21 protein-coding genes and 1 riboswitch are annotated in these 20,467 nt (G+C 62.0%); of the genes, 13 read left to right on the top strand and 8 right to left on the bottom strand.

Translation table 11 applies throughout. The features are described 5' to 3' along the window. Positions 1-26 precede the first annotated feature (26 nt). Positions 27-1,283, bottom strand: a complete 1,257-nt coding sequence (tyrS, locus tag ABIE40_RS10030; protein WP_199629578.1) for a tyrosine--tRNA ligase — start codon at positions 1,281-1,283, stop codon at positions 27-29. Positions 1,284-1,402: 119 nt separating this feature from the next. On the opposite strand from tyrS, the gene ABIE40_RS10025 reads away from it, so the two are divergent. Both ABIE40_RS10025 and ABIE40_RS10020 read left to right on the top strand, forming a co-directional pair. After that, a complete protein-coding gene (locus ABIE40_RS10025) occupies positions 1,403-2,539 on the top strand; it encodes an anhydro-N-acetylmuramic acid kinase (protein WP_199629579.1) in 1,137 nt (378 codons plus the stop codon). Next, positions 2,523-3,044: a GNAT family N-acetyltransferase gene (locus ABIE40_RS10020; protein ID WP_199629580.1), complete on the top strand. Its 522-nt coding sequence runs from the start codon at positions 2,523-2,525 to the stop codon at positions 3,042-3,044. Before ABIE40_RS10025 ends, ABIE40_RS10020 begins: the two co-directional genes overlap by 17 nt. Here ABIE40_RS10020 and ABIE40_RS10015 read toward each other — a convergent pair. Beyond that, the gene (locus ABIE40_RS10015; RefSeq protein ID WP_112716403.1) at positions 3,041-3,718 is read right to left on the bottom strand and encodes an alpha/beta hydrolase; all 678 of its coding nucleotides are present in this window, start codon (positions 3,716-3,718) and stop codon (positions 3,041-3,043) included. The two genes, ABIE40_RS10020 and ABIE40_RS10015, sit on opposite strands and share 4 nt — an antisense overlap. Before the next feature lie 203 nt (positions 3,719-3,921). Between ABIE40_RS10015 and ABIE40_RS10010 the strand changes: the two genes are divergently transcribed. The 8 genes from ABIE40_RS10010 (at position 3,922) to ABIE40_RS09975 (ending at position 11,871) form a co-directional block, all read left to right on the top strand. After that, positions 3,922-5,088, top strand: a complete 1,167-nt coding sequence (locus ABIE40_RS10010) for a cysteine desulfurase family protein (RefSeq protein ID WP_199629581.1) — start codon at positions 3,922-3,924, stop codon at positions 5,086-5,088. Between the two features lie 144 nt (positions 5,089-5,232). Beyond that, the gene (gene sufB / locus ABIE40_RS10005; RefSeq protein ID WP_199629582.1) at positions 5,233-6,702 is read left to right on the top strand and encodes a Fe-S cluster assembly protein SufB; all 1,470 of its coding nucleotides are present in this window, start codon (positions 5,233-5,235) and stop codon (positions 6,700-6,702) included. 74 nt (positions 6,703-6,776) lie between these two features. Then, positions 6,777-7,532: a Fe-S cluster assembly ATPase SufC gene (gene sufC, locus ABIE40_RS10000; RefSeq protein WP_112716397.1), complete on the top strand. Its 756-nt coding sequence runs from the start codon at positions 6,777-6,779 to the stop codon at positions 7,530-7,532. Positions 7,533-7,554: 22 nt separating this feature from the next. Beyond that, positions 7,555-8,829: a Fe-S cluster assembly protein SufD gene (sufD, locus tag ABIE40_RS09995; RefSeq protein ID WP_199629583.1), complete on the top strand. Its 1,275-nt coding sequence runs from the start codon at positions 7,555-7,557 to the stop codon at positions 8,827-8,829. A gap of 191 nt (positions 8,830-9,020) precedes the next feature. Beyond that, positions 9,021-10,262 (top strand): cysteine desulfurase, encoded by a 1,242-nt coding sequence (locus ABIE40_RS09990; protein ID WP_199629584.1) that lies wholly within the window; start codon positions 9,021-9,023, stop codon positions 10,260-10,262. A 10-nt stretch (positions 10,263-10,272) separates the two neighbouring features. Further along, positions 10,273-10,653, top strand: a complete 381-nt coding sequence (locus tag ABIE40_RS09985; RefSeq protein WP_112716391.1) for an SUF system Fe-S cluster assembly protein — start codon at positions 10,273-10,275, stop codon at positions 10,651-10,653. 94 nt (positions 10,654-10,747) lie between these two features. Continuing rightward, the gene (gene sufA / locus ABIE40_RS09980) at positions 10,748-11,143 is read left to right on the top strand and encodes a Fe-S cluster assembly scaffold SufA (protein WP_112716389.1); all 396 of its coding nucleotides are present in this window, start codon (positions 10,748-10,750) and stop codon (positions 11,141-11,143) included. A gap of 92 nt (positions 11,144-11,235) precedes the next feature. After that, positions 11,236-11,871: a LysE family translocator gene (locus tag ABIE40_RS09975; RefSeq protein ID WP_354540994.1), complete on the top strand. Its 636-nt coding sequence runs from the start codon at positions 11,236-11,238 to the stop codon at positions 11,869-11,871. A 2-nt stretch (positions 11,872-11,873) separates the two neighbouring features. Here the strand turns inward: ABIE40_RS09975 and ABIE40_RS09970 are convergent, their stop codons facing one another. After that, positions 11,874-12,149, bottom strand: a complete 276-nt coding sequence (locus tag ABIE40_RS09970) for a flagellar basal body protein (RefSeq protein ID WP_199629585.1) — start codon at positions 12,147-12,149, stop codon at positions 11,874-11,876. A 202-nt stretch (positions 12,150-12,351) separates the two neighbouring features. Between ABIE40_RS09970 and ABIE40_RS09965 the strand changes: the two genes are divergently transcribed. Further along, positions 12,352-13,152, top strand: coding sequence for a class I SAM-dependent methyltransferase (locus ABIE40_RS09965; RefSeq protein ID WP_199629586.1), 801 nt, complete (start codon positions 12,352-12,354; stop codon positions 13,150-13,152). Between the two features lie 6 nt (positions 13,153-13,158). Here the strand turns inward: ABIE40_RS09965 and ABIE40_RS09960 are convergent, their stop codons facing one another. The 5 genes from ABIE40_RS09960 to gcvT form a co-directional block, all read right to left on the bottom strand. Beyond that, complete coding sequence (locus ABIE40_RS09960) at positions 13,159-13,428, bottom strand: DUF982 domain-containing protein (RefSeq protein WP_199629587.1); 270 nt, start codon at positions 13,426-13,428, stop codon at positions 13,159-13,161. Between the two features lie 36 nt (positions 13,429-13,464). Further along, complete coding sequence (locus tag ABIE40_RS09955; RefSeq protein ID WP_354540993.1) at positions 13,465-14,028, bottom strand: alpha/beta hydrolase; 564 nt, start codon at positions 14,026-14,028, stop codon at positions 13,465-13,467. Between the two features lie 150 nt (positions 14,029-14,178). Continuing rightward, positions 14,179-17,043 (bottom strand): aminomethyl-transferring glycine dehydrogenase, encoded by a 2,865-nt coding sequence (gene gcvP / locus ABIE40_RS09950; protein ID WP_199629588.1) that lies wholly within the window; start codon positions 17,041-17,043, stop codon positions 14,179-14,181. Then, positions 17,043-17,405, bottom strand: a complete 363-nt coding sequence (gene gcvH, locus ABIE40_RS09945) for a glycine cleavage system protein GcvH (protein ID WP_112716379.1) — start codon at positions 17,403-17,405, stop codon at positions 17,043-17,045. The genes gcvP and gcvH overlap by 1 nt, the downstream gene beginning before the upstream one ends. Positions 17,406-17,429: 24 nt before the next feature. Further along, positions 17,430-18,566 carry a glycine cleavage system aminomethyltransferase GcvT gene (gene gcvT / locus ABIE40_RS09940; protein WP_199629589.1) on the bottom strand — a complete coding sequence of 379 codons (1,137 nt, stop codon included), beginning with the start codon at positions 18,564-18,566 and terminating at the stop codon, positions 17,430-17,432. A gap of 151 nt (positions 18,567-18,717) precedes the next feature. Then, positions 18,718-18,810, bottom strand: a riboswitch (glycine riboswitch). A 158-nt stretch (positions 18,811-18,968) separates the two neighbouring features. Here gcvT and ABIE40_RS09935 point away from each other — a divergent pair. Both ABIE40_RS09935 and ABIE40_RS09930 read left to right on the top strand, forming a co-directional pair. Next, positions 18,969-19,349 carry a hypothetical protein gene (locus ABIE40_RS09935; RefSeq protein WP_199629590.1) on the top strand — a complete coding sequence of 127 codons (381 nt, stop codon included), beginning with the start codon at positions 18,969-18,971 and terminating at the stop codon, positions 19,347-19,349. A 76-nt stretch (positions 19,350-19,425) separates the two neighbouring features. Continuing rightward, a complete protein-coding gene (locus ABIE40_RS09930) occupies positions 19,426-20,412 on the top strand; it encodes a copper chaperone PCu(A)C domain-containing protein (protein WP_199629591.1) in 987 nt (328 codons plus the stop codon). Positions 20,413-20,467: the final 55 nt, after the last annotated feature.

The raw sequence follows: 20,467 nt of genomic DNA, 5'->3' as shown, positions 1-20,467 counted from the left end.
CTTTCAGTCAGATTTTTCCGGACCGTTTAAGCGGCGGGGCGGATCAGGATGTGCTTCTTCTTGCCGAGCGACAGCTTGATGACGCCATCAGCGGTAATCTCGCTGCTGCCGATCACCGTGCGTTCGTCGCTGATCGCCTGATCGTTGATGCGCACGGCACCACCCTGAACGTGACGACGTGCTTCGCCGTTCGACGCGGCGAGGCCGGCGCGGACGATGAGCGACAGCAGGCCGAGACCGGCATCGAGTTCCGCAGCCGGAATTTCGACGGAGGGAAGGTTGTCGGAGAGAGCGCCTTCCTCGAAGGTCTTGCGAGCCGTTTCGGCTGCCTGTTCTGCGGCGGCGCGGCCGTGCAGAATGGCGGTGACTTCCGTCGCGAGGATCTTCTTGACCTCGTTGATCTCCGAACCTGCCAGCGCCGAGAGGCGGGCGATCTCGTCCATCGGCAGCGTCGTGTAGAGCTTGAGGAAGCGCGATACGTCGGCGTCTTCGGTGTTGCGCCAGTACTGCCAGAAATCGTAGGCCGAGAGCATGTCGGCGTTCAGCCAGACAGCGCCGGTCGCCGACTTGCCCATCTTGGCACCGGATGCGGTCGTCAGAAGCGGCGAGGTCAGCGCGTAAAGCTGCTGCGTCCCCATGCGGTGACCGAGGTCGATACCGTTGACGATGTTGCCCCACTGATCCGAACCGCCCATCTGCAGACGGCAGTCGTAGCGCTTCGCCAGTTCGACGAAGTCGTAGGCCTGCAGGATCATGTAGTTGAATTCGAGGAAGGACAGCGACTGCTCGCGATCCAGGCGCGTCTTGACGCTGTCGAAGGACAGCATGCGGTTGACCGAGAAATGGCGGCCGACATCGCGCAGGAATTCGAGGTAGTTGATCGAACGCAGCCATTCGGCATTGTTGATCATCAGGGCGTCCTTCAGACCTTCGCCATACGTGAGGTAGTTCGAGAACACGCGCTTGATGGAGGCGATGTTGCTCTCGATCGTGTCGACCGTCATCAACTGGCGCGACTCTTCCTTGAAGGAGGGATCGCCGACCATGCCGGTACCGCCGCCCATCAGCGAGATGGCGCGGTGGCCGGTTGCCTGGAACCAGTGCAGCATCATGATCTGGATCAGCGAGCCGGCATGAAGGCTCGGCGCCGTCGGATCGAAGCCGATATAGGCCGTCACGGTTTCCTTGGCGAGCAGATCGTCGAGGCCGGATTCATCGGAGACCTGATGAATGAAGCCGCGCTCTTTCAGAGTGCGCAGGAAATCGGATTTGAACTCGGACATGACTTCGTCTCTTGAGGCTTCGGAGGGAATTGAGATCGGCACTTGTTGAAGCGCCGCGGCGCGTTTAGCACTGTTTTGCCGAAAGTGCACTATTCGGCGGCACAGTTTTTGGAGGAAGCATGCCTGGAGTGAGAACCGCGATCGGCCTGATGAGCGGCACGTCGATGGATGGGATCGATGTGGCGTTGCTGCGGACCGATGGCGACGGCTTCGTCGAGCGCGGTCCGTTTCTCGGCGTTTCCTATGATCCGGCTTTTCGCGAACGGCTGAAAACGGCACTCGAGCAGGCGAAGGCGATCAAGAACCGGCAGGAACGGCCGGGCGATCTCGCGGCCATCGAACGGGAGCTTACGCAGCGCCACGCAGCTGCCGTTAGGGAGTTTTTGCAACAGAATGCAATGGAGGCCGGCGCTATCGACGTTCTCGGCTTTCACGGCCAGACCATCCTGCACCGGCCGGACGACGCCTTGACCGTCCAGATCGGCGACGGCGGTCTTCTCGCCCGCGAGACCGGTATTGCGACGGTTTACGACATGCGGGCGAACGACATGGTGCATGGCGGCCAGGGCGCGCCGCTCGTGCCTGCCTATCACGCTGCGCTGGCCGCCAATATCGGCAATGCGAAGATGCCGGTCTGTTTCGTCAATATCGGCGGTATCTCCAACCTGACCTATGTCGGTGCCGATGGTACGATGATTGCCTATGACAGCGGCCCGGGCAACACGCTGATCGATCAGTGGGTGGAGGCCCATGCCGGGATACCCTTCGATCAGGGCGGCATGATCGCTTCCGAGGGCCATGTCGTCAGCGAGCTGGCCGAACGCTATCTCGCGAGCCCGTTCTTTACCGCGGCAAAGCGGCGATCGCTCGACCGCAACGATTTCCTGCCGCCGCTGGGACGGGATGCGGAGCTTGCCGATGGCGCGCGCACGCTTGCCTATGTGGCGGCGGCATCGATCATCAAATCGGCCGGTCACCTGCCGGTGACGCCGGCGCTTTATGTGATTTGCGGTGGCGGGCGCCTGAACAAGGTGATCATGCGCGATCTTGCGCAGCTGGCTGAGGAGCATCGGGCGACGGTGATTTCGGCGGAAGAAGCTGGTTTCAACGGCGACGCGATGGAGGCGGAGGCTTGGGCTTATCTGGCCGTGCGCTCGCTCGAGGGGCTGCCGTTGACCTATCCGGGCACGACGGGTGTCCGGGAAGCGGTGAGCGGCGGTGTGCTGGAGGAGGCTATCGATGCAGACGATCCTTGAGACAGAGCGGCTGACGTTCCTTATGTGGCAGCCGGACGAAGCGCCGTTGGTTCATGCCCTGCATTCGACGCTGGCGACGAGCCGCTTCATGTCGGGTGGCTTGCCTTGGACGATGGAACGCTGCCAGTCGCGCATCGAGCAGTGGATCGACGAGCAGGACGATGACGGCACGACGAAATACAAGGTCGTGGCCAAGAGCGACGGGCGCTTTGTCGGCCGTGCCGGGATATCTCTGCACGATGAGGGCGCTCGCGAGTTCGAGCTCGGCTACGCATTCCATGAGGACGAATGGGGAAAGGGCTATGCGACGGAGGCGGCGCGGGGACTGATCGCCTGGTTCCTGGGCAAGGGCTTCAGCGATCGCTTGATCGCCTTCACGCATCCGGAGAATTTTGCTTCCCAGCACGTGCTGCGCAAAGCCGGCATGCGGGAGATCGAGCCGAGGCTGATCGATGGCTTCGTGGCGCCGACCTTCGAGATCGGCGCCAGCGATATCAAGGCTTAGCGAATGCGCTTGGCAGCCGGTTCCGGCACCAGTTCGCCGTTCAGGCGGCGGTCGAGGTAATCCTCGCACTCGGCCATCAGCGGCTCGACCTGGCCGTTGAAGAAGTGGTTGGCGCCCGGAACGGTGCGGTGGGTGATCAGAATACCCTTTTGCGTCTTCAGCTTTTCGACTAGGCCGTTGACGTCCTTCTCGGGTGCGACCTTGTCCTGCTCGCCGTTGATGATCAGGCCGGAGGACGGGCAGGGCGCCAGGAACGAGAAGTCGTAGGTATTCGGCTGCGGAGCGATCGACATGAAGCCTTCGATCTCCGGGCGGCGCATAAGAAGCTGCATGCCGATCCACGAACCGAAGGAATAGCCGGCGACCCAGCAGGTCTTCGAATCGGGATGCAGGCTCTGCACCCAGTCGAGTGCCGAGGCGGCATCCGAGAGCTCGCCGGCGCCGTGGTCGAATTCACCTTGGCTGCGGCCGATCCCACGGAAATTGAAGCGCAGTGTCGTGAACCCGCGCTTCTGGAACATGTAGAAGAGCTGGTAGACGATCTGGTTGTTCATCGTGCCGCCGAACTGCGGGTGCGGGTGCAGGATGAGGGCAATCGGTGCGCTTTTTTCCTTGGAGGGCTGGTAGCGGCCTTCAAGACGGCCGGCAGGGCCGTTGAAAATGACTTCGGGCATCGGTACTCCGGGTTTTATTTTCGCGTTCGGACTGCGCAGACTTGACGGACGTTGTCAGCTTTTCTAAAACGCAGTTTAGAACAATTCGAAACTTTGCATGGCACGCCACGCAGTGTGAAAGTGTCATAAGGCAAGCCCGGCGGAAATTTCAAGAAAAATGAGCCGGACCACCGAAGCAGAAACCAAGCGCAGGACTTGAGATCATGGCGCCGCCCCGCCTTTATCTTGACTGGAACGCGACATCGCCGCTGCATCCCGCAGTGCGCGAAGCAGTTTTGCGCGCCATGGATCTGTTCGGCAACCCCAATTCCGTGCATGGCGAGGGACGTGCCGTTCGCGCCGCAATCGAAGGCGCGCGTCGCGAGGTTGCCTCCCTTGTCGGGGCCGAGCCCGCGCATGTCATTCTGACGAGCGGTGCGACCGAGGCGGCCAATATGGTGCTGACGCCGGAATTCCGCATGGGGCGCACGCCGCTCGCGGTCGGTCATCTCTATTACAGTGCCGTCGAGCATCCCGCTGTTCGCGAGGGTGGGCGCTTCCCGAAGGACAAGACCACCGAGATTCCGGTGACGTCGGATGGTACCGTCGATCTTGCGGCGCTTCAGGGCCTGCTTGCCGGTCACGATGCCTCATCCGGTCTGCCGATGGTGGCGATCATGCTCGTCAATAACGAGACTGGGATCGTCCAGCCGGTTCGCGAGGCAGCCGAGATCGTCAAGGCGCATCGCGGCCTTCTCGTCGTCGATGCCGTGCAGGCCGCGGGACGGATCGAGATCGATATCAATGCGCTCGGCGCCGACTTTCTGATCCTGTCGTCGCACAAGCTCGGCGGGCCCAAGGGCGCCGGCGCTCTGGTGTCGCGCGGCGAGATCCTGATGCCGAAGCCGCTGATCCATGGCGGCGGGCAGGAAAAGGGTCACCGGTCGGGGACCGAGAATTCGCTCGCCGTCATCGGCTTCGGCACGGCTGCCGCACAGGCGCGATCGGATTTCAGCGAACGGAACGGCCGGATTGCGGCCTTGCAGGCGCGGCTGGAAAGCGGCATGCGGGCAGCGGCACCCGATGTGGTGATCTACGGCGCCGATGGTCCGCGTGTGTCGAACACGACGTTCTTCACGCTGCCGGGCCTGAAGGCCGAGACCGGCCAGATCGCCTTCGATCTCGAAGGTGTGGCGCTTTCGGCGGGCTCTGCCTGTTCGTCCGGCAAGGTCGGCGAGAGCCATGTTCTCGTTGCCATGGGCCACGACCCGAAGCTCGGCGCGCTGCGCATTTCGCTCGGCTTTGCGACCAGCGACGAGGATATCGACCGGGCGCTGGCCGCCTTCGGAAAAATTGCCGGACGGCGCAGGCCGGCCGGGGAGGCGGCCTGACCGTCTCACAAAATTGCGGAAACGGAAATTTCCGCTTGCCATCAGGGCTGAAAAGGCCCTTTTGGCCCACTACATAAGGGGCAATCAGAAAATTGCCCGCACGACAGCCTGCCGGACCTTTAGCCGGCGAGATTGGAGAACGACATGCCAGCCGTACAGGAAACGGTTGATCGCGTCCGCGAGATCGACGTCGATCAGTACAAATACGGTTTCGAGACCATCATCGAAATGGACAAGGCGCCCAAGGGCCTGTCCGAAGACATCATCCGCTTCATCTCTGCCAAGAAGCAGGAGCCGGAATGGATGCTCGAATGGCGCCTGGAAGCCTACAAGCGCTGGCTGACGATGGAAGAGCCGAATTGGGCGCGCGTCGATTACCCGAAGATCGATTTCAACGACATTCACTATTACGCCGCGCCGAAGAGCACGCCGGGTCCGAAGTCGCTCGACGAAGTCGATCCTGAAATCCTCAAGGTCTACGAGAAGCTCGGCATTCCCCTGAAGGAACAGGAAATCCTGGCCGGCGTCGAGAAGCCGCGGATTGCCGTCGATGCGGTCTTCGACAGCGTCTCCGTCGTCACCACCTTCAAGGAAGAGCTGAAGAAGGCCGGCGTGATCTTCATGTCGATCTCCGAAGCGATCCGCGAGCATTCGGAACTGGTTCAGAAATATCTGGGCTCGGTCGTTCCGACCTCCGACAACTATTATGCGACGCTGAACTCGGCCGTCTTCACCGACGGTTCGTTCGTCTTCGTGCCGAAGGGCGTTCGTTGCCCGATGGAACTGTCGACCTACTTCCGCATCAACGAGAAGAATACCGGCCAGTTCGAGCGCACGCTGATCATCGCCGAGGAAGGCGCCTACGTGTCTTACCTCGAAGGCTGCACGGCGCCGCAGCGCGACGAAAACCAGCTGCATGCTGCTGTCGTCGAGCTCATTGCTCTCGATGATGCCGAAATCAAGTATTCGACCGTTCAGAACTGGTACCCGGGCGACGCCCAGGGCAAGGGCGGCATCTACAACTTCGTGACCAAGCGTGGCGATTGCCGCGGCGACCGTTCGAAGATTTCGTGGACGCAGGTCGAAACCGGTTCGGCGATCACCTGGAAGTATCCTTCGTGCATCCTGCGCGGCGATGACTCTAGAGGCGAATTCTACTCGATCGCCGTTTCCAACGGTCATCAGCAGATCGATTCCGGCACCAAGATGATCCATCTCGGCAAGAACACGTCGAGCCGCATCGTCTCGAAGGGTATTGCCGCCGGCGTTTCGCAGAACACCTATCGCGGCCAGGTCTCGGCCCACCGCAAGGCTTCGAACGCCCGCAACTTCACGCAGTGCGACTCGCTCCTGATCGGCGACAAGTGCGGCGCCCATACGGTGCCTTATATCGAGGCGAAGAACTCGACCGCGCAGTTCGAGCACGAGGCGACCACCTCGAAGATCTCCGAAGACCAGCTCTTCTACTGCCTGCAGCGCGGCATCCCAACCGAAGCGGCGATCGCCCTGATCGTCAACGGCTTCGTCAAGGAAGTCCTGCAGGAACTGCCGATGGAATTCGCCGTCGAAGCGCAAAAGCTGATCAGCATCTCGCTTGAGGGGTCTGTCGGCTGACGCCGTCTCTGCATTGATTATTCGAGGGCGCGGTTGGGCGCGCCCGTTTCCGAACGCTTTTATGGAACAAGAACATGCTTGAAATCAGAAACCTGCACGCCCGTATCGCCGAAGACGGCACCGAGATCATCCGTGGCCTGAACCTGACGGTGAAGGCTGGCGAGATTGCCGCGATCATGGGTCCGAACGGCTCGGGCAAGTCGACGCTCTCCTACATCCTGTCGGGCCGCGAAGACTATGAAGTCACCGAGGGTGACATCCTCTATAACGGCGAGAGCATTCTCGAGCTCGACGCTGCCGAGCGTGCTTCCAAGGGCATTTTCCTGGCCTTCCAGTATCCGGTCGAAATCCCCGGCGTTGCCACGATGCAGTTCCTCAAGGTGGCGATGAACGAGCAGCGCAAGGCTCGCGGCGAAGAAGAACTGAAGACGCCTGACTTCATGCGCCTCGTCAAGGACGCTGCCGCCAAGCTGCAGATCAACCCTGACATGCTGAAGCGCCCGCTGAACGTCGGTTTCTCCGGCGGTGAAAAGAAGCGCGCCGAGATCCTGCAGATGGCGCTGCTGCAGCCGCAGCTCTGCGTGCTCGACGAAACCGACTCCGGTCTCGACATCGACGCCTTGAAGATCGTTGCCGACGGCGTCAACGCGCTGCGTTCGCCTGATCGCGCCGTGATCGTCATCACCCACTACCAGCGCCTGCTCGACTACATCGTTCCCGACACCGTTCACGTTCTCTACAAGGGCCAGGTGATCAAGTCGGGCGACAAGACGCTGGCACATGAGCTGGAAGCCAACGGTTATGCCGACATCATCGGAGCGGCAGCCTGATTAAGGCGGAAAGGACGTTTCCATGAACATGCAGACCACGAGCCGCCTGACCGCCGCGGAAGCTGCGCTCATCGAGGCTTTCAACAACCAGTTCGGCGAACTGCCGGGCGACGGCGCGGTCACCGCGACGCGCGACCGCCTGCTCGACGACATCAAGAAGTCCGGCCTGCCGACGCGCCGCGTCGAGGCCTGGCACTATACCGACCTCAAGAACCTGCTGCGCGCCATCCCGGCCGTTGCCGGTGACGCTGCCTCGAAGACGGTGAAGCCGCTCGTCGAGGGCTCTTCGGTGCTTTCGATCGTCCAGGGCCATGTCGATGCCAAGGCTTCGGTCGGCGGTATCGAGATTTCGAGCTATGCCCAGAGCCTGCTCGATGGCTCGGCTGTAACTTCTCTCGGTGCGCTTGGCGCCGACGATGCGGTTGGCCGGATCAACGGCAGCTTCGTGCGTGACGGCTATGTGATCGACATTCCGACCGAAACCGAACTCGAGCAGCCGCTCGAGATCGATATCGTCCATGCCGGCGGCCAGATCCATACGCGTCTTCCGGTCACCTTCGGCGCCGGCGTCAAGGGCACCGTCATCGAGCGTCACCTGTCGGTGACCCCTGATGCGGCGCTCGTGTCCCATGTCAGTGACATCACGATCGGTGACGGCTCGGAACTGACCTGGATCATCCTGCAGCAGCAGGGTGGCGACGACACGCATCTTGGCCAGATCCGCATCGATCTCGGCGCTGACGCGAAGCTGAAGCTCTTCGTCATCAATGCCGGCGGCAAGCTGGTGCGCCAAGAGCTGCATATCAAGGCGACGGGCGAGGGTTCGGATCTGACGCTGCGCGGCATCAACCTGCTCGGCGGCGAAACCCATACGGACGTCACGATGGTTCTCGGCCATAACGTGCCGAATACCGGTTCGACGGAAATCATCCGCAACGTCGTCTTCGATCGCGCCAGGGGCGTGTTCCAGGGCATGATCCGGGTTGCCCCGGATGCCCAGAAGACCGACGCCAAGATGGCCTGCAACACGCTGTTGATGTCCGATGACGCCGAGTTCTCCGTCAAGCCGGAGCTCGAAATCTTCGCCGACGACGTGCAGTGCGGCCACGGTGCGACGGTTGCCGATATCGACAGCAACCACCTCTACTACCTGATGGCTCGCGGCATTCCGGAGAACAAGGCGCGGGCGATGCTCGTCAACGCCTTCGTCGCCGAAATCGTCGAGGAGCTGGAAGACGAGACTCTGGTGGACGCGCTGGAAGGCATCATTTCCGCCTGGCTCGAAAAGCACGCCTGAACGCGCCGACGGAGGGGTAATCTCCTCCGTCATCCTCGGGCTTGCCCCGAGGATCTAAGCCGGTTCAGGAACGTAGACGTGGATAGATCCTCGGGACAGGCCCGAGGATGACGTAGAGCAGGCGGTAACGGCTGCGAAACCAAAACCTTCTGCGGTAGCTCCTTCAAGGAGCGACATGAAAGGGTCTGAAAATGGACCAGACAACGCCCGTAACCGCCTATGACGTCGAAGCCATTCGCAGGGATTTCCCGATCCTGGCGAAGGAAGTGTATGGCAAGCCGCTGGTCTATCTCGACAACGGCGCGTCGGCTCAGAAGCCGCAGGCCGTCATCGACGCGGTGACGCATGCCTATTCGAACGAATATGCCAATGTGCATCGCGGTCTGCATTTCCTGTCGAATGCCGCAACCGAGGCCTATGAAGCTGCGCGCGAAAAGGTGCGGCGCTTCCTGAATGCGCCTTCGGTTGATGATATCGTCTTCACCAAGTCGTCTACCGAAGCGATCAATACGGTCGCTTACGGCTGGGGCATGCCGAAGATCGGCGAGGGCGACGAGATCGTCGTTTCGATCATGGAGCATCACTCCAACATCGTTCCCTGGCACTTCATCCGAGAGCGCCAGGGCGCCAAGCTGGTCTGGGTTGATGTCGATGACGAAGGCGCCTTCCATATCGAGGCTTTCGAAAAGAGCCTGACGGAGCGCACCAAGCTCGTTGCCATCACCCATATGTCGAATGCGCTCGGCACCATCGTTCCGGTCAAGGAAATCTGCCGTATCGCCCATGAGCGCGGTATTCCGGTACTGCTCGACGGATCGCAGAGCGCCGTCCACATGCCTGTTGATGTGCAGGATATCGACTGCGACTGGTATGTGATGACCGGCCACAAGCTCTATGGTCCCTCGGGGATCGGCGTGCTCTACGGCAAAAAGGACCGTCTTCGCGAGATGCGCCCGTTCCAGGGCGGCGGCGAAATGATCTTCGAAGTCACCGAAGACAACGTCACCTATAACGAGCCGCCGCACCGTTTCGAGGCCGGCACGCCGCCGATCGTTCAGGCGATCGGTCTCGGCTATGCGCTGGATTATATGGACAAGATCGGCCGGGAGGCTATCTCCCGTCATGAGGCGGATCTGACGGCCTATGCGACCGAGCGGCTACGCGAAGTCAATTCGCTGCGCGTGATCGGCAATGCGCCGGGCAAGGGCGGCATTTTCTCCTTCGAGCTCGCCGGCATCCATGCCCACGACGTCTCAATGGTGATCGACCGCCGTGGTGTTGCGGTTCGCGCCGGCACGCATTGCGCCATGCCGCTCTTGAAACGCTTCGGCGTGACCTCCACATGCCGTGCGTCATTCGCGATGTATAATACCTGTGCCGAGGTCGATGCCTTGGCCGATGCGCTGGAATATGCGCGCAAGTTCTTTGCTTGAGGATACCGTAATGAGCCTTGATGACAGCGAACAGAAGACCGACGTGCGCGAGGGTATCGTGCATTCGAGCATTCCGGCGGAAGAGCTGGCGCGTCTCAGCGACGACGTGATCGGCGCGCTGAAGACGGTCTACGACCCGGAAATTCCGGCCGATATCTTCGAGCTCGGTCTGATCTACAAGATCGACATCGAAGACGACCGCATGGTCAAGATCATGATGACGCTGACCGCACCCGGTTGCCCCGTGGCCGGCGAGATGCCCGGCTGGGTCGAGAATGCCGTGGGCGCCGTCGAAGGCGTGTCGGGCGTCGAAGTCGAAATGACCTTCGATCCGCCGTGGACGCCGGACCGCATGTCGGAAGAGGCGCAGGTCGCTGTCGGCTGGTACTAATTGGCGGCTGGTATTGATCGGTTAAGCCACTGGCACTACATTTGATTCATGAAACACCGGACCTTCAATCCGTGTGCGTAAGGAGAATGAGCCGATGGGCTTTGCAGTGATGAGCATGACGCAGGAAGCGGCCGATCGCGTGAAGGCGATCGTCGGCGGTGCTGGACCGGACGCCAAGGGCATTCGCGTCGGCATCAAGAAGGGCGGCTGCGCCGGGATGGAATATACCATCGATATGGTGACCGAGCCCAACCCGAAGGACGATCTGATCGAGCGCGATGGCGCGAGCGTCTGGATCGAGCCATCGGCCGTGCTCTATCTGCTCGGCACCCAGCTCGGCTTCGAGCAGACGACGCTGCGCTCCGGCTTCACCTTCACCAACCCGAACCAGACATCGGCCTGCGGCTGTGGCGAATCCGTCGAACTGAAGCCTGCCGATCTCGCGGCTCTTGCCGCTCAGGGTAATCCCGTGGTGACCGCTTCGCATTGATGCACGGTCTCATGGCCACCAACAGGCCGCCAGCGATGGCGGCTTTTTCTTTTTGCAGTTGTCCGATCGCGGCGGCGTAACATCTCTCAGGCATGATCATCGAAACGCTGCTTCTGCTGTTTGCCAAAGGCGCTCTGCTCGGTCTCGTCATCACGATACCGCCGGGGCCGATTGCGACGCTTTGCATCGACCGCAGCTTGAACCGCGGATTCGCTTCGGGTGCTGCAATCGGCATCGGGGCGGCGCTCGGGGATTCCGTCTACGCGCTGGTCGCTGCGGCGGGTCTGGCGATGGTGTCCAATGTCGTCGATGCCTATTCGCTGCCGATCGCGGCGGTTGGCGGCCTGCTGCTGATCTTTCTCGGCATCCGCGATCTCGTGACGCCGCCGGCGGCTGCGCGCGAAATGGGGGCAGGGAACCTTTTCCGCACGATCGCCTCAACCTTCCTGCTGGCAATCTCCAATCCCGGCGCGCTGCTCTCATTCGGCGGTTTGTTTGCCGGTCTCGGACTAGTGGATGGCAATACGCCGATGGAAACGGCGGCGATCGTCGTTGGCGTCTTTGCGGGTGCGATGGTGTGGTGGACGCTGCTCAGCGCTGCCGTCAATCTGGCGCGGGACCGGATTTCACGTGACGTGACGCTGCTGATCCGCCGCATATCAGGATGGCTGATCATCGGCTTCGGCGGCGCCATTCTCGGCTATGCCGCGGTCAATCTGTTCGGCTGAAATCAGTCGCGCTTGATGGTGGCGAGCAATTGCCAGAGATCGGCGCCGGTTTCGAAGACGATCGCATTCGCCTTGTAGCCCTGTGCCGACTGCATCATGTCCGTCATCTCGGTGGCGAGATCGGCCGGCTGGCCTTCATCCGTCGTCATCGTCGAGGGATCGATTCGGCTGTAGCCCGGCGTGTTGAGGTTCGCGACATTGTTGGCGGTGGCGGCGAAACGGTTGGTCTGCGCGCGCATGCCCGACGACGCGGTATTCATGATGCTCGAGATGTTCATCAGCCGGTATTCCCCACACTTCCGTAGGCTTGCTATAGCAGCTGGCGCTTAGCGAATGCTGAACGGGTTTCGTTAACGGCATTGGCGCTCCAAAGCACGATCTGTTTCGAACTGGTGCAGCTTCGTGAAGGCGGGCGGCGTGGTCCGTGCTTGGCAAGGGCGGGGTCGGGGACTACCATGCTGGCAGCTGACGGAGGCGCCGATGTCCTCGAGTTTCAATGTCCACAAGGCATCCGGATACGAACAGCTGATGGGACGCTGGAGCCAGAAGCTCGCGCTGCCATTCATCGATTTTGCCGGTGTTGAGGATGGTGAGCGGATCGTCGATGTCGGTTGCGGCACCGGCAGTCTGACCTTCGCACTTGCCCATTCCCGGCGTATCCAGGCGATAGAGGCGATCGATTTCTCATCCGTCTTCGTCGAGGAGGCGCTGCGGCGGAACAATGATCCGCGGATCACCATCCGGCAGGCCGATGCCTGCGCATTGCCTTTCGAGCCCGCGAGCTTCGATCGCGCACTGGCATTGCTCGTCCTGCATTTCATTCCCGAGGCAAAGAAGGCGATCGGCGAGATGCGCCGCGTCACGCGGCCCGGTGGTACCGTTGCGGCCGTCGTCTGGGATCATCTCGGCGGCATGGCGGGCATGCGGATGATGATCGATACGGTCGCGGCACTCAGCGAGGCCGGACGCCAGCTTCGCAGCCGCTATTGCTTCCAGCCGATGATGCAGCCGGGCGAGATGAAGCGGGCTTTCATCGAAAGCGGGCTCCTCGATGTCGAGGAGACGCAGCTCATGATCCGTATGAATTATGAAAGTTTCGACGACTACTGGGGGCCGATTGCAGCGGGGGAAGGGCCGCTCGGCGCATTTGTGGGCAAGCTCGACGGCGCGGAGAGGGCGCAGGTCGATGCTGCGGTACGCGATGCCTACGAAGCCGGGCGGCCCGACGGTCCGCGATCCTTTGCCAATGTGGCCTGGGCCTGCCGGGGCCGGGTGCCCTGAGGCGGCTTACTTCTTGATATCGATGCCCGCTTCGACAGCCGCAGCGATGAAGGCGTTGCGGGCCTGTTCGTTGCTGGCCTTGCCCTTGATGACGTCGGCGCAGATCAGCAGCGCCTTGTCGAGCGCCGGACCATCTTCGGTCGGCCAGTCCTCAATCATCGCCCAGGAAGCGGCCTGCGTGGTGCCGATCGTCACATATTGGCCGGGCTCTTCGAGCGCCAGCAGCACGGGGGTTGCCCAAGGCACCTGAGTGAGATCGTTGTCGGATTTTGCCATGGGTTCAAACCTGCCTTTATCGAAAGTCCGATGTCCTTAGCGGTGCGGGTCTTCTGCGACAAGGGAAAAGGTCTCGGTCTCCAGCCATCGCTTGATGATGCCGGGTTCGTTCTCGTGGAGGCCATGGCCCGTTGGCGAAATCTGAAATTCGACTTTCGCGCCGGCAGCCTGGAGTTGCTGCGCGGATTTCGCGGCATCTTCGGGCTGGCGACGATCATCGTATTCACCGCCGAGGATCAGGATCGGCTTTGCCGCCATCGGTGGCAGGGCTGCGTCAGGTGCGGGAGATAGCGGACGGATGAGGACTGCGCCGAGCGCGCAGGCCGGATCGTGCATGAGCAGCGATGCGGCCATAATCGCGCCGTTCGAGAAGCCAAGCAGGATGGGTGGTGCTGATATGAGTTGGGTTTCGATGGCTGTGGCGAGGAACAAATGGATTCGTCCGGTCTGAACCGCAAGATCTGCGTTATCCAGCGTCCGGTCGCTATTGCGCCGGAAGAAGGCATAGCCGCCTTCCCAGGCGATGCCACCGCGCAGTGATATGACCGGGTGATCCGGTGCAGCCTCCGCGGCGAGCGGCAGCAGTTCCGTCTCGTCCATGCTGCTGCCATGCATCAGCAGCAGTGGCGGCAAGCGGAGATCGCCTGCCATGGCGATGTAGTGGAGGCCCTGCAGGTCAGGCATTGTCTGGTCACGATCTTCGAGAAATGAAAACGCCCGGGCGAGGCCGGGCGTTTCGTTGTTCAAAGCTTATTCGGCCGCTTCGGCATAGTCTTCCAACGGCGGGCAGGTGCAGATCAGGTTGCGGTCACCGTAGACGTTGTCGACGCGGTTGACCGGCGACCAGTACTTGTCGACGCGGAAGGCGCCGGGCGGGAAGCAGGCCTGCTCGCGCGAATAGGGGCGATCCCATTCGCCGACCAGGTCTTCGACCGTGTGCGGGGCGTTCTTCAGCGGGTTGTTCTGCTTGTCTGAGCGGCCTTCCTCGATGTCGCGGGCTTCCTGGCGGATCGCCAGCATGGCTTCGCAGAAGCGGTCGAGTTCGGCCTTGGTTTCGGATTCCGTCGGCTCGATCATCAGCGTGCCTGCAACCGGCCAGCTCATGGTCGGTGCGTGGAAGCCGCAGTCGATCAGGCGCTTGGCGACGTCATCGACCGTCACACCGCAGCTGTCGACCAGCGGGCGGGTGTCGATGATGCATTCATGCGCCACGCGGCCAGCTTCGGACTTGTAGAGCACGTCATAGGCACCCTTGAGGCGGGCAGCGATATAGTTGGCGTTGAGGATCGCCACCTTGGTAGCCTGCGTCAGGCCTTCGCCGCCCATCATCAGGCAGTAGCTCCAGGAGATCGGCAGGATCGAGGCCGAACCGAAGGCTGCAGCCGAAACGGCGCCAGGGCGGCCGTCGGTTTCCGAGTGACCGGGCAGGTGCGGTGCCAGATGCGACTTGACGCCGATCGGGCCCATGCCGGGACCGCCGCCGCCATGCGGGATGCAAAAGGTCTTGTGCAGGTTGAGGTGGCTGACGTCGGAGCCGATGTCACCGGGACGGGACAGACCGACCATGGCGTTCATGTTGGCACCGTCGAGATAGACCTGGCCGCCGTGCTTGTGCACGAGTTCGCAGATTTCCTTCACCGTTTCCTCGAACACGCCATGCGTCGAGGGGTAGGTGATCATGCAGCAGGAGAGGTTCTCCGAATACTGCTCGGCCTTGGCGCGGAAATCGTCGAGGTCGATGTCGCCGTTCTCGCGAACCTTGACGACCACGACCTTCATGCCGACCATCTGTGCAGAGGCCGGGTTGGTGCCGTGTGCGGAGGTCGGGATCAGGCAGACGTCGCGGTGACCATTGCCGTTGGCGATATGGTAGTTGCGGATCGTCAGCAGGCCTGCATATTCGCCCTGCGCACCGGAGTTCGGCTGCATGGAGAAGGCATCGTAGCCGGTGACAGCGCAGAGCTTTTCCGTCAGGTCGTCGATCATCTCGCGGTAGCCGAGCGCCTGGTCGGCCGGAACGAACGGATGGATATCCGAGAATTCGGGCCAGGTGATCGGCAGCATTTCAGCCGTGGCGTTCAGCTTCATCGTGCAGGAGCCGAGCGGGATCATCGAGCGGTCGAGCGCCAGATCGCGGTCGGAGAGCCGGCGGATGTAGCGGGTCATTTCGCTTTCGGCGCGGTTCATGTGGAAGATCGGATGCGTCAGGTATTCGCTGGTGCGCAACAGATCCTTCGGCAGGCGATAGGACGGCTCGAAATCGCCGACGGCGAAGTTGCCGCCGAATGCGCGCCAGACGGCTTCCAGCGTTGCCGGGCGGGTGCGCTCGTCAAGGCTCATGCCGATCTTGGTGCCGCCGACCTTGCGCAGGTTGACGCCTTCGGCGACGGCTGCGCGCAGGATCAGGCCCTGCATGTGGCCGACATCGACAGTGATCGTGTCGAAGAAGGTTTCCGGCTCGACCTTGTAGCCGAGCTTTTCGAGGCCCTTGGCCATCAGCACGGCCTTCTGGTGGACCTGCTGGGCGATCGCCTTGATGCCCTTCGGACCATGGAAGACGGTGTACATGGAGGCCATGACGGCGAGCAGGACCTGCGCTGTGCAGATGTTCGACGTCGCCTTTTCGCGGCGGATATGCTGTTCGCGGGTCTGCAGCGACAGGCGGTAGGCGCGGTTACCGCGGGCATCGACGGAGACGCCGACGAGACGGCCCGGCATCGAGCGCTTGTGCGCGTCCTTGACGGACATGTAGGCCGCATGCGGACCGCCGTAACCGACAGGAACGCCGAAACGCTGCGACGAACCGATAGCGATATCGGCACCCATTTCGCCCGGCGACTTCAGCAGCGTCAGGGCCAGAATGTCGGCAGCGACGATGGCGATCGCGCCCGTCTGGTGCAGGCGGGAGATCAGGCCGGTGAAGTCGTGGATGTGGCCGTGCGTGCCCGGATACTGGAAGATCGCGCCGAAGACGTCGACCGGATCGAGATCCGTGAACGGGTTGCCGACGATCACGCTCCAACCGAGCGGCTCGGCGCGGGTCTTGATCAGCTCTATCGTCTGCGGGTGGCAGGCGGCGTCGACGAAGAAGGCCTTGGCCTTCGACTTCGAGACGCGTTCGGCCATCGCCATGCCTTCAGCGGCAGCCGTTGCTTCGTCGAGAAGCGAGGCGTTGGCGACGTCGAGACCCGTGAGGTCGCAGATCATCGTCTGGTAGTTCAGGAGCGCTTCGAGGCGGCCCTGCGAGATCTCCGGCTGGTAGGGCGTATAGGCCGTGTACCAGGCGGGGTTTTCGAGGATGTTGCGCTGGATGACCGGCGGCGTGATCGTGCCGTAATAGCCCTGGCCGATCAGCGAGGTCAGAACCTTGTTCTTGTTGGCGGTCTCGCGCAGCTTGTCGAGCGCTTCACGTTCCGTCATCGGCGCGCCCCAGAGGAGCGGCGCCTTCTGGCGGATGGAGGGCGGGACGGTCGCGTCGATCAGCCCGTCGAGGCTGTTATAGCCAATGACCTTGAGCATATCGGTCATTTCGGCCGGAGACGGACCGATATGGCGGCGATTGGCAAAGTCGTAGGGCTGGTAGTCGGTGAACTGGAATTCGGTCGGCGTCGTCATTACGCGGTGAGCTCCTTGTAGGCCGCTTCATCGAGCAGGCCATCGGCATCAGCCGCATTTGCAAGCTTCAGCTTGAAGAACCAGCCGGCGCCCTGCGGATCGGAATTGACCAGCGACGGGTCGGCAACGATGGCTTCGTTGACTTCGGTGATCTCGCCATCCAGCGGACAATAGACGTCTGAGGCCGCCTTGACGGATTCGACGGTGGACGCATTGTCGTTCTTGGCGAAGGTCGCGCCGATTTCCGGCAGTTCGACGAATACGAGGTCGCCGAGCTGATCGACGGCGTAATTGGTAATACCGACCGTTGCAACGCCGCCTTCGATCTTCAGCCATTCATGTTCTTCGGTAAACTTGAGCATTGTTTGTCCTCTCTGGGAAAAGTTTCAGCGTTTGTAGGTCGGCGTAATAAAGGGCAGGGCGCTGACGGTGACGGGCAGGTACTTGCCGCGCACTTCAGCGAAAATGACCGTTCCGGCAGCCGCATGCGACAGCGGCACGTAACCCATGGCGACAGGGCCTTCGACGCTCGGGCCGAAGCCGCCGGACGTGACCTCGCCGAGCTCGGTCTTGCCTTCGGCATCGGCATAGAGCTTGGCATGGCCGCGCACCGGCGCCTTGCCATCCGGCTTCAGGCCGACGCGGCGGCGCGTGGCGCCGTTGTCGAGCTCGGAGAGGATGCGGCCGGCACCCGGGAAACCGCCGGCGCGGACGCCGCCCGTCTTGCGGGCCTTCTGCATGCCCCATTCGAGGGCTGCTTCGACTGGCGTCGTCGTCGTGTCGATATCGTTGCCATAGAGGCAGAGGCCGGCTTCGAGGCGCAGCGAATCGCGGGCGCCGAGGCCAGTCGCCTCGACATCCGGATGCTCAAGTAACCGCTTGGTGACATCCTCGGCCTTGTCGGCGGGAATGGAGATTTCGAAGCCGTCTTCGCCGGAATAGCCGGAGCGGGAGACGAGACAGGAAACGTCATGCAGGCGGCAGTGGCGCACGTCCATGAACTTCATGGCGGCGACGTCGGCCCAGAGTTCGGCGAGCACATCGACGGCGCGCGGTCCCTGCAGGGCGATGAGCGCGCGGTCGAGCACGGTGATGTCGCAGCGGTCGCCGATGTGCTTGCGCATATGCGCGACGTCTTCTTCCTTGCAGGCGGCGTTGACGACGACGAAGAGGTGATCGTCGAGATGGGTGATCATCAGGTCGTCGAGGATACCGCCGTTGTCATTGGTGAAGAAACCGTAGCGCTGGCGTCCCTCGGCGAGGCCGAGGATATCGACGGGCACGAGGCTTTCGAGCGCAAGGGCTGCATCCTCATACTTGCCGGTCTTCGCCTTCACGATGACCTGGCCCATATGCGAGACGTCGAAGACACCGGCGGCCTGGCGGGTCTGCAGATGTTCCTTCATGACGCCGGCCGGATACTGCACCGGCATGTCGTATCCAGCGAAGGGAACCATGCGGGCGCCGAGCGACAGATGCAGCGCATGAAGCGGGGTTTTCTTGAGGGCAGCAGTATCGTCCAATGACGCCTCCGGTCGTTGCGCGTGGAATTCCATGCGCGGGCTCAAAATGAAGGCGCGGCTGCGCCTCGTTATCGAGCCCCCTCTGTCCTTGCGCCTGAGATTGTTATCCCTTCGGCGAGCGTTTCGAGAACGCCTCTCTCCAGAGTTCCGTCTGCCCCTTGTGGTCCTTTTGCCTGAGAGTTTCCGGGGCGGTTGCTCCTTCGGCACCGGCAACTTGCGAACCGGCTTCTCCCAACAAGGTCGCGGCAATTATCGGGCGGAACGGGTTGTTGGCAAGGGGGAATGTCGCCGCCGAACAAATTTTTGTCGCGGCATCACGGTGCAAATTGTGATCTGCGTCAAATCGGCTTTTGCTTTTCGTCAATAAAGTGATTAATCGCGACAGCCGCGGAAGGGGATTTGATGGCGAACACGGGCCGGAAAGCTGGGATGCTGATGCGCATGATCTGCGCGCTGGGCCTGCTTGTGCTCGGCCTTGCGCATCAGGCGCCACAGCCTGCCGCCGAACCCCGCTATACCAGCGCCGAATATACCCTGCCTGATGGCTCCTTCGCCTCGCTTTGCGTCACCGTCAAGGACGACGATGGCAAGCACCTGCCGATGGGGCCGAATTGCGAGGTCTGCCGTCTCGCTGCCTCGATCATCCTGCCTGCGCCGGATGCGGCCGCATGGCTGAAGCTCGACTTTGCCTCTTTCGAGAATGCGCTGACCAGCAATATTGCCGCCCTGCCGGTGCGGGCGGTCGCGCAGCCGAAATCGCGGGGGCCGCCGGTTCTGGCCTGATCTCCAGCCCGAACCGAAATGCAACATGATGCCGGAGCCCGCCAAGACGATGCGGATGCCGGCGAGGAGACACCAGATGAAAGCCGTTCACACCCTTGGCCTTGCTGCCGCTCTTTCCTTTGCCGCAACGGCCGCCAGCGCCCATGTGACCTTCCTCGACGCCGAGGCGCCGCAGGAAGCGACAATTCTCGCGACGCTTCAGGTGCCGCATGGCTGCGATGGAAAGCCGACCAATGAGGTGCAGGTGAAGCTGCCGGAAGGTTTCGTTTTCGCCAAGCCGCAGCCGAAGGCCGGCTGGGAACTCGAGGTCATCAAGGGCGACTACAAGAAGAGTTACGACAATCACGGCACGCCGGTGACGTCAGGCGCGATCGAGATCCGCTGGAAGGGCGGCAATCTCTCCGACGATTTCTACGACACCTTCGTCATCCAGGGTAAGGTCTCCGGCGTCGATGCCGGGACGTCGCTGGCTTTCCCGGTGATGCAGCTTTGCGGCGATATCGTCGAGGCCTGGGATCAGGTTGCCGCCGAAGGCAGCGATCCGCACAAGCTGAAGAGCCCGGCGCCGGTGCTGACCGTTGTCGCGGGCAGCGATCACGGCCACGGCCACGACGACATGGCGGGCATGGACATGAGCGGCATGGCCGGAATGGCGATGGCGGCAACGGCTGGTGACGAAGCCAAGCTCGGCGATCTCGAAATCTCCGGCGCCTTCGCAAAGGCGATGCTGCCGGGCCAGCCTGTCGGCGGCGGTTTCTTCACCATCAAGAACGGTGGCAAGACCGACGATACGCTGATCGCCGTTTCTTCGCCGAATGCCGGCGAAGTGCAGATGCACGAGATGAAGACCGAGAACAACGTGATGAAGATGCGCGAGCTCAAGGGCGGCATCAAGGTTCCGGCCGGCGAGACGGTCAAGCTGGAGCCGGGCGCGTTGCATCTGATGTTCCAGAAGGTGACGGCGCCGTTCAAGCAGGGCGACAGCGTTCCGGTAACGCTGACCTTCGAGAAGGCCGGCAAGGTGGATGTGACGCTCAAGGTCCTGTCCGCCCAGGGCAAGTAAACAGCAAAAGGCCCGCAGCTTTCACCGCGGGCCTTTTCGCTTCCTGGGGGATAAA

Origin of the sequence: Rhizobium sp. OAE497, from assembly GCF_040546565.1 — a bacterium.
Lineage (GTDB): Bacteria > Pseudomonadota > Alphaproteobacteria > Rhizobiales > Rhizobiaceae > Rhizobium.
The sequence above is the reverse complement of the archived record's forward strand: the minus strand, read 5'-3'. Positions and strand labels throughout refer to the sequence as shown.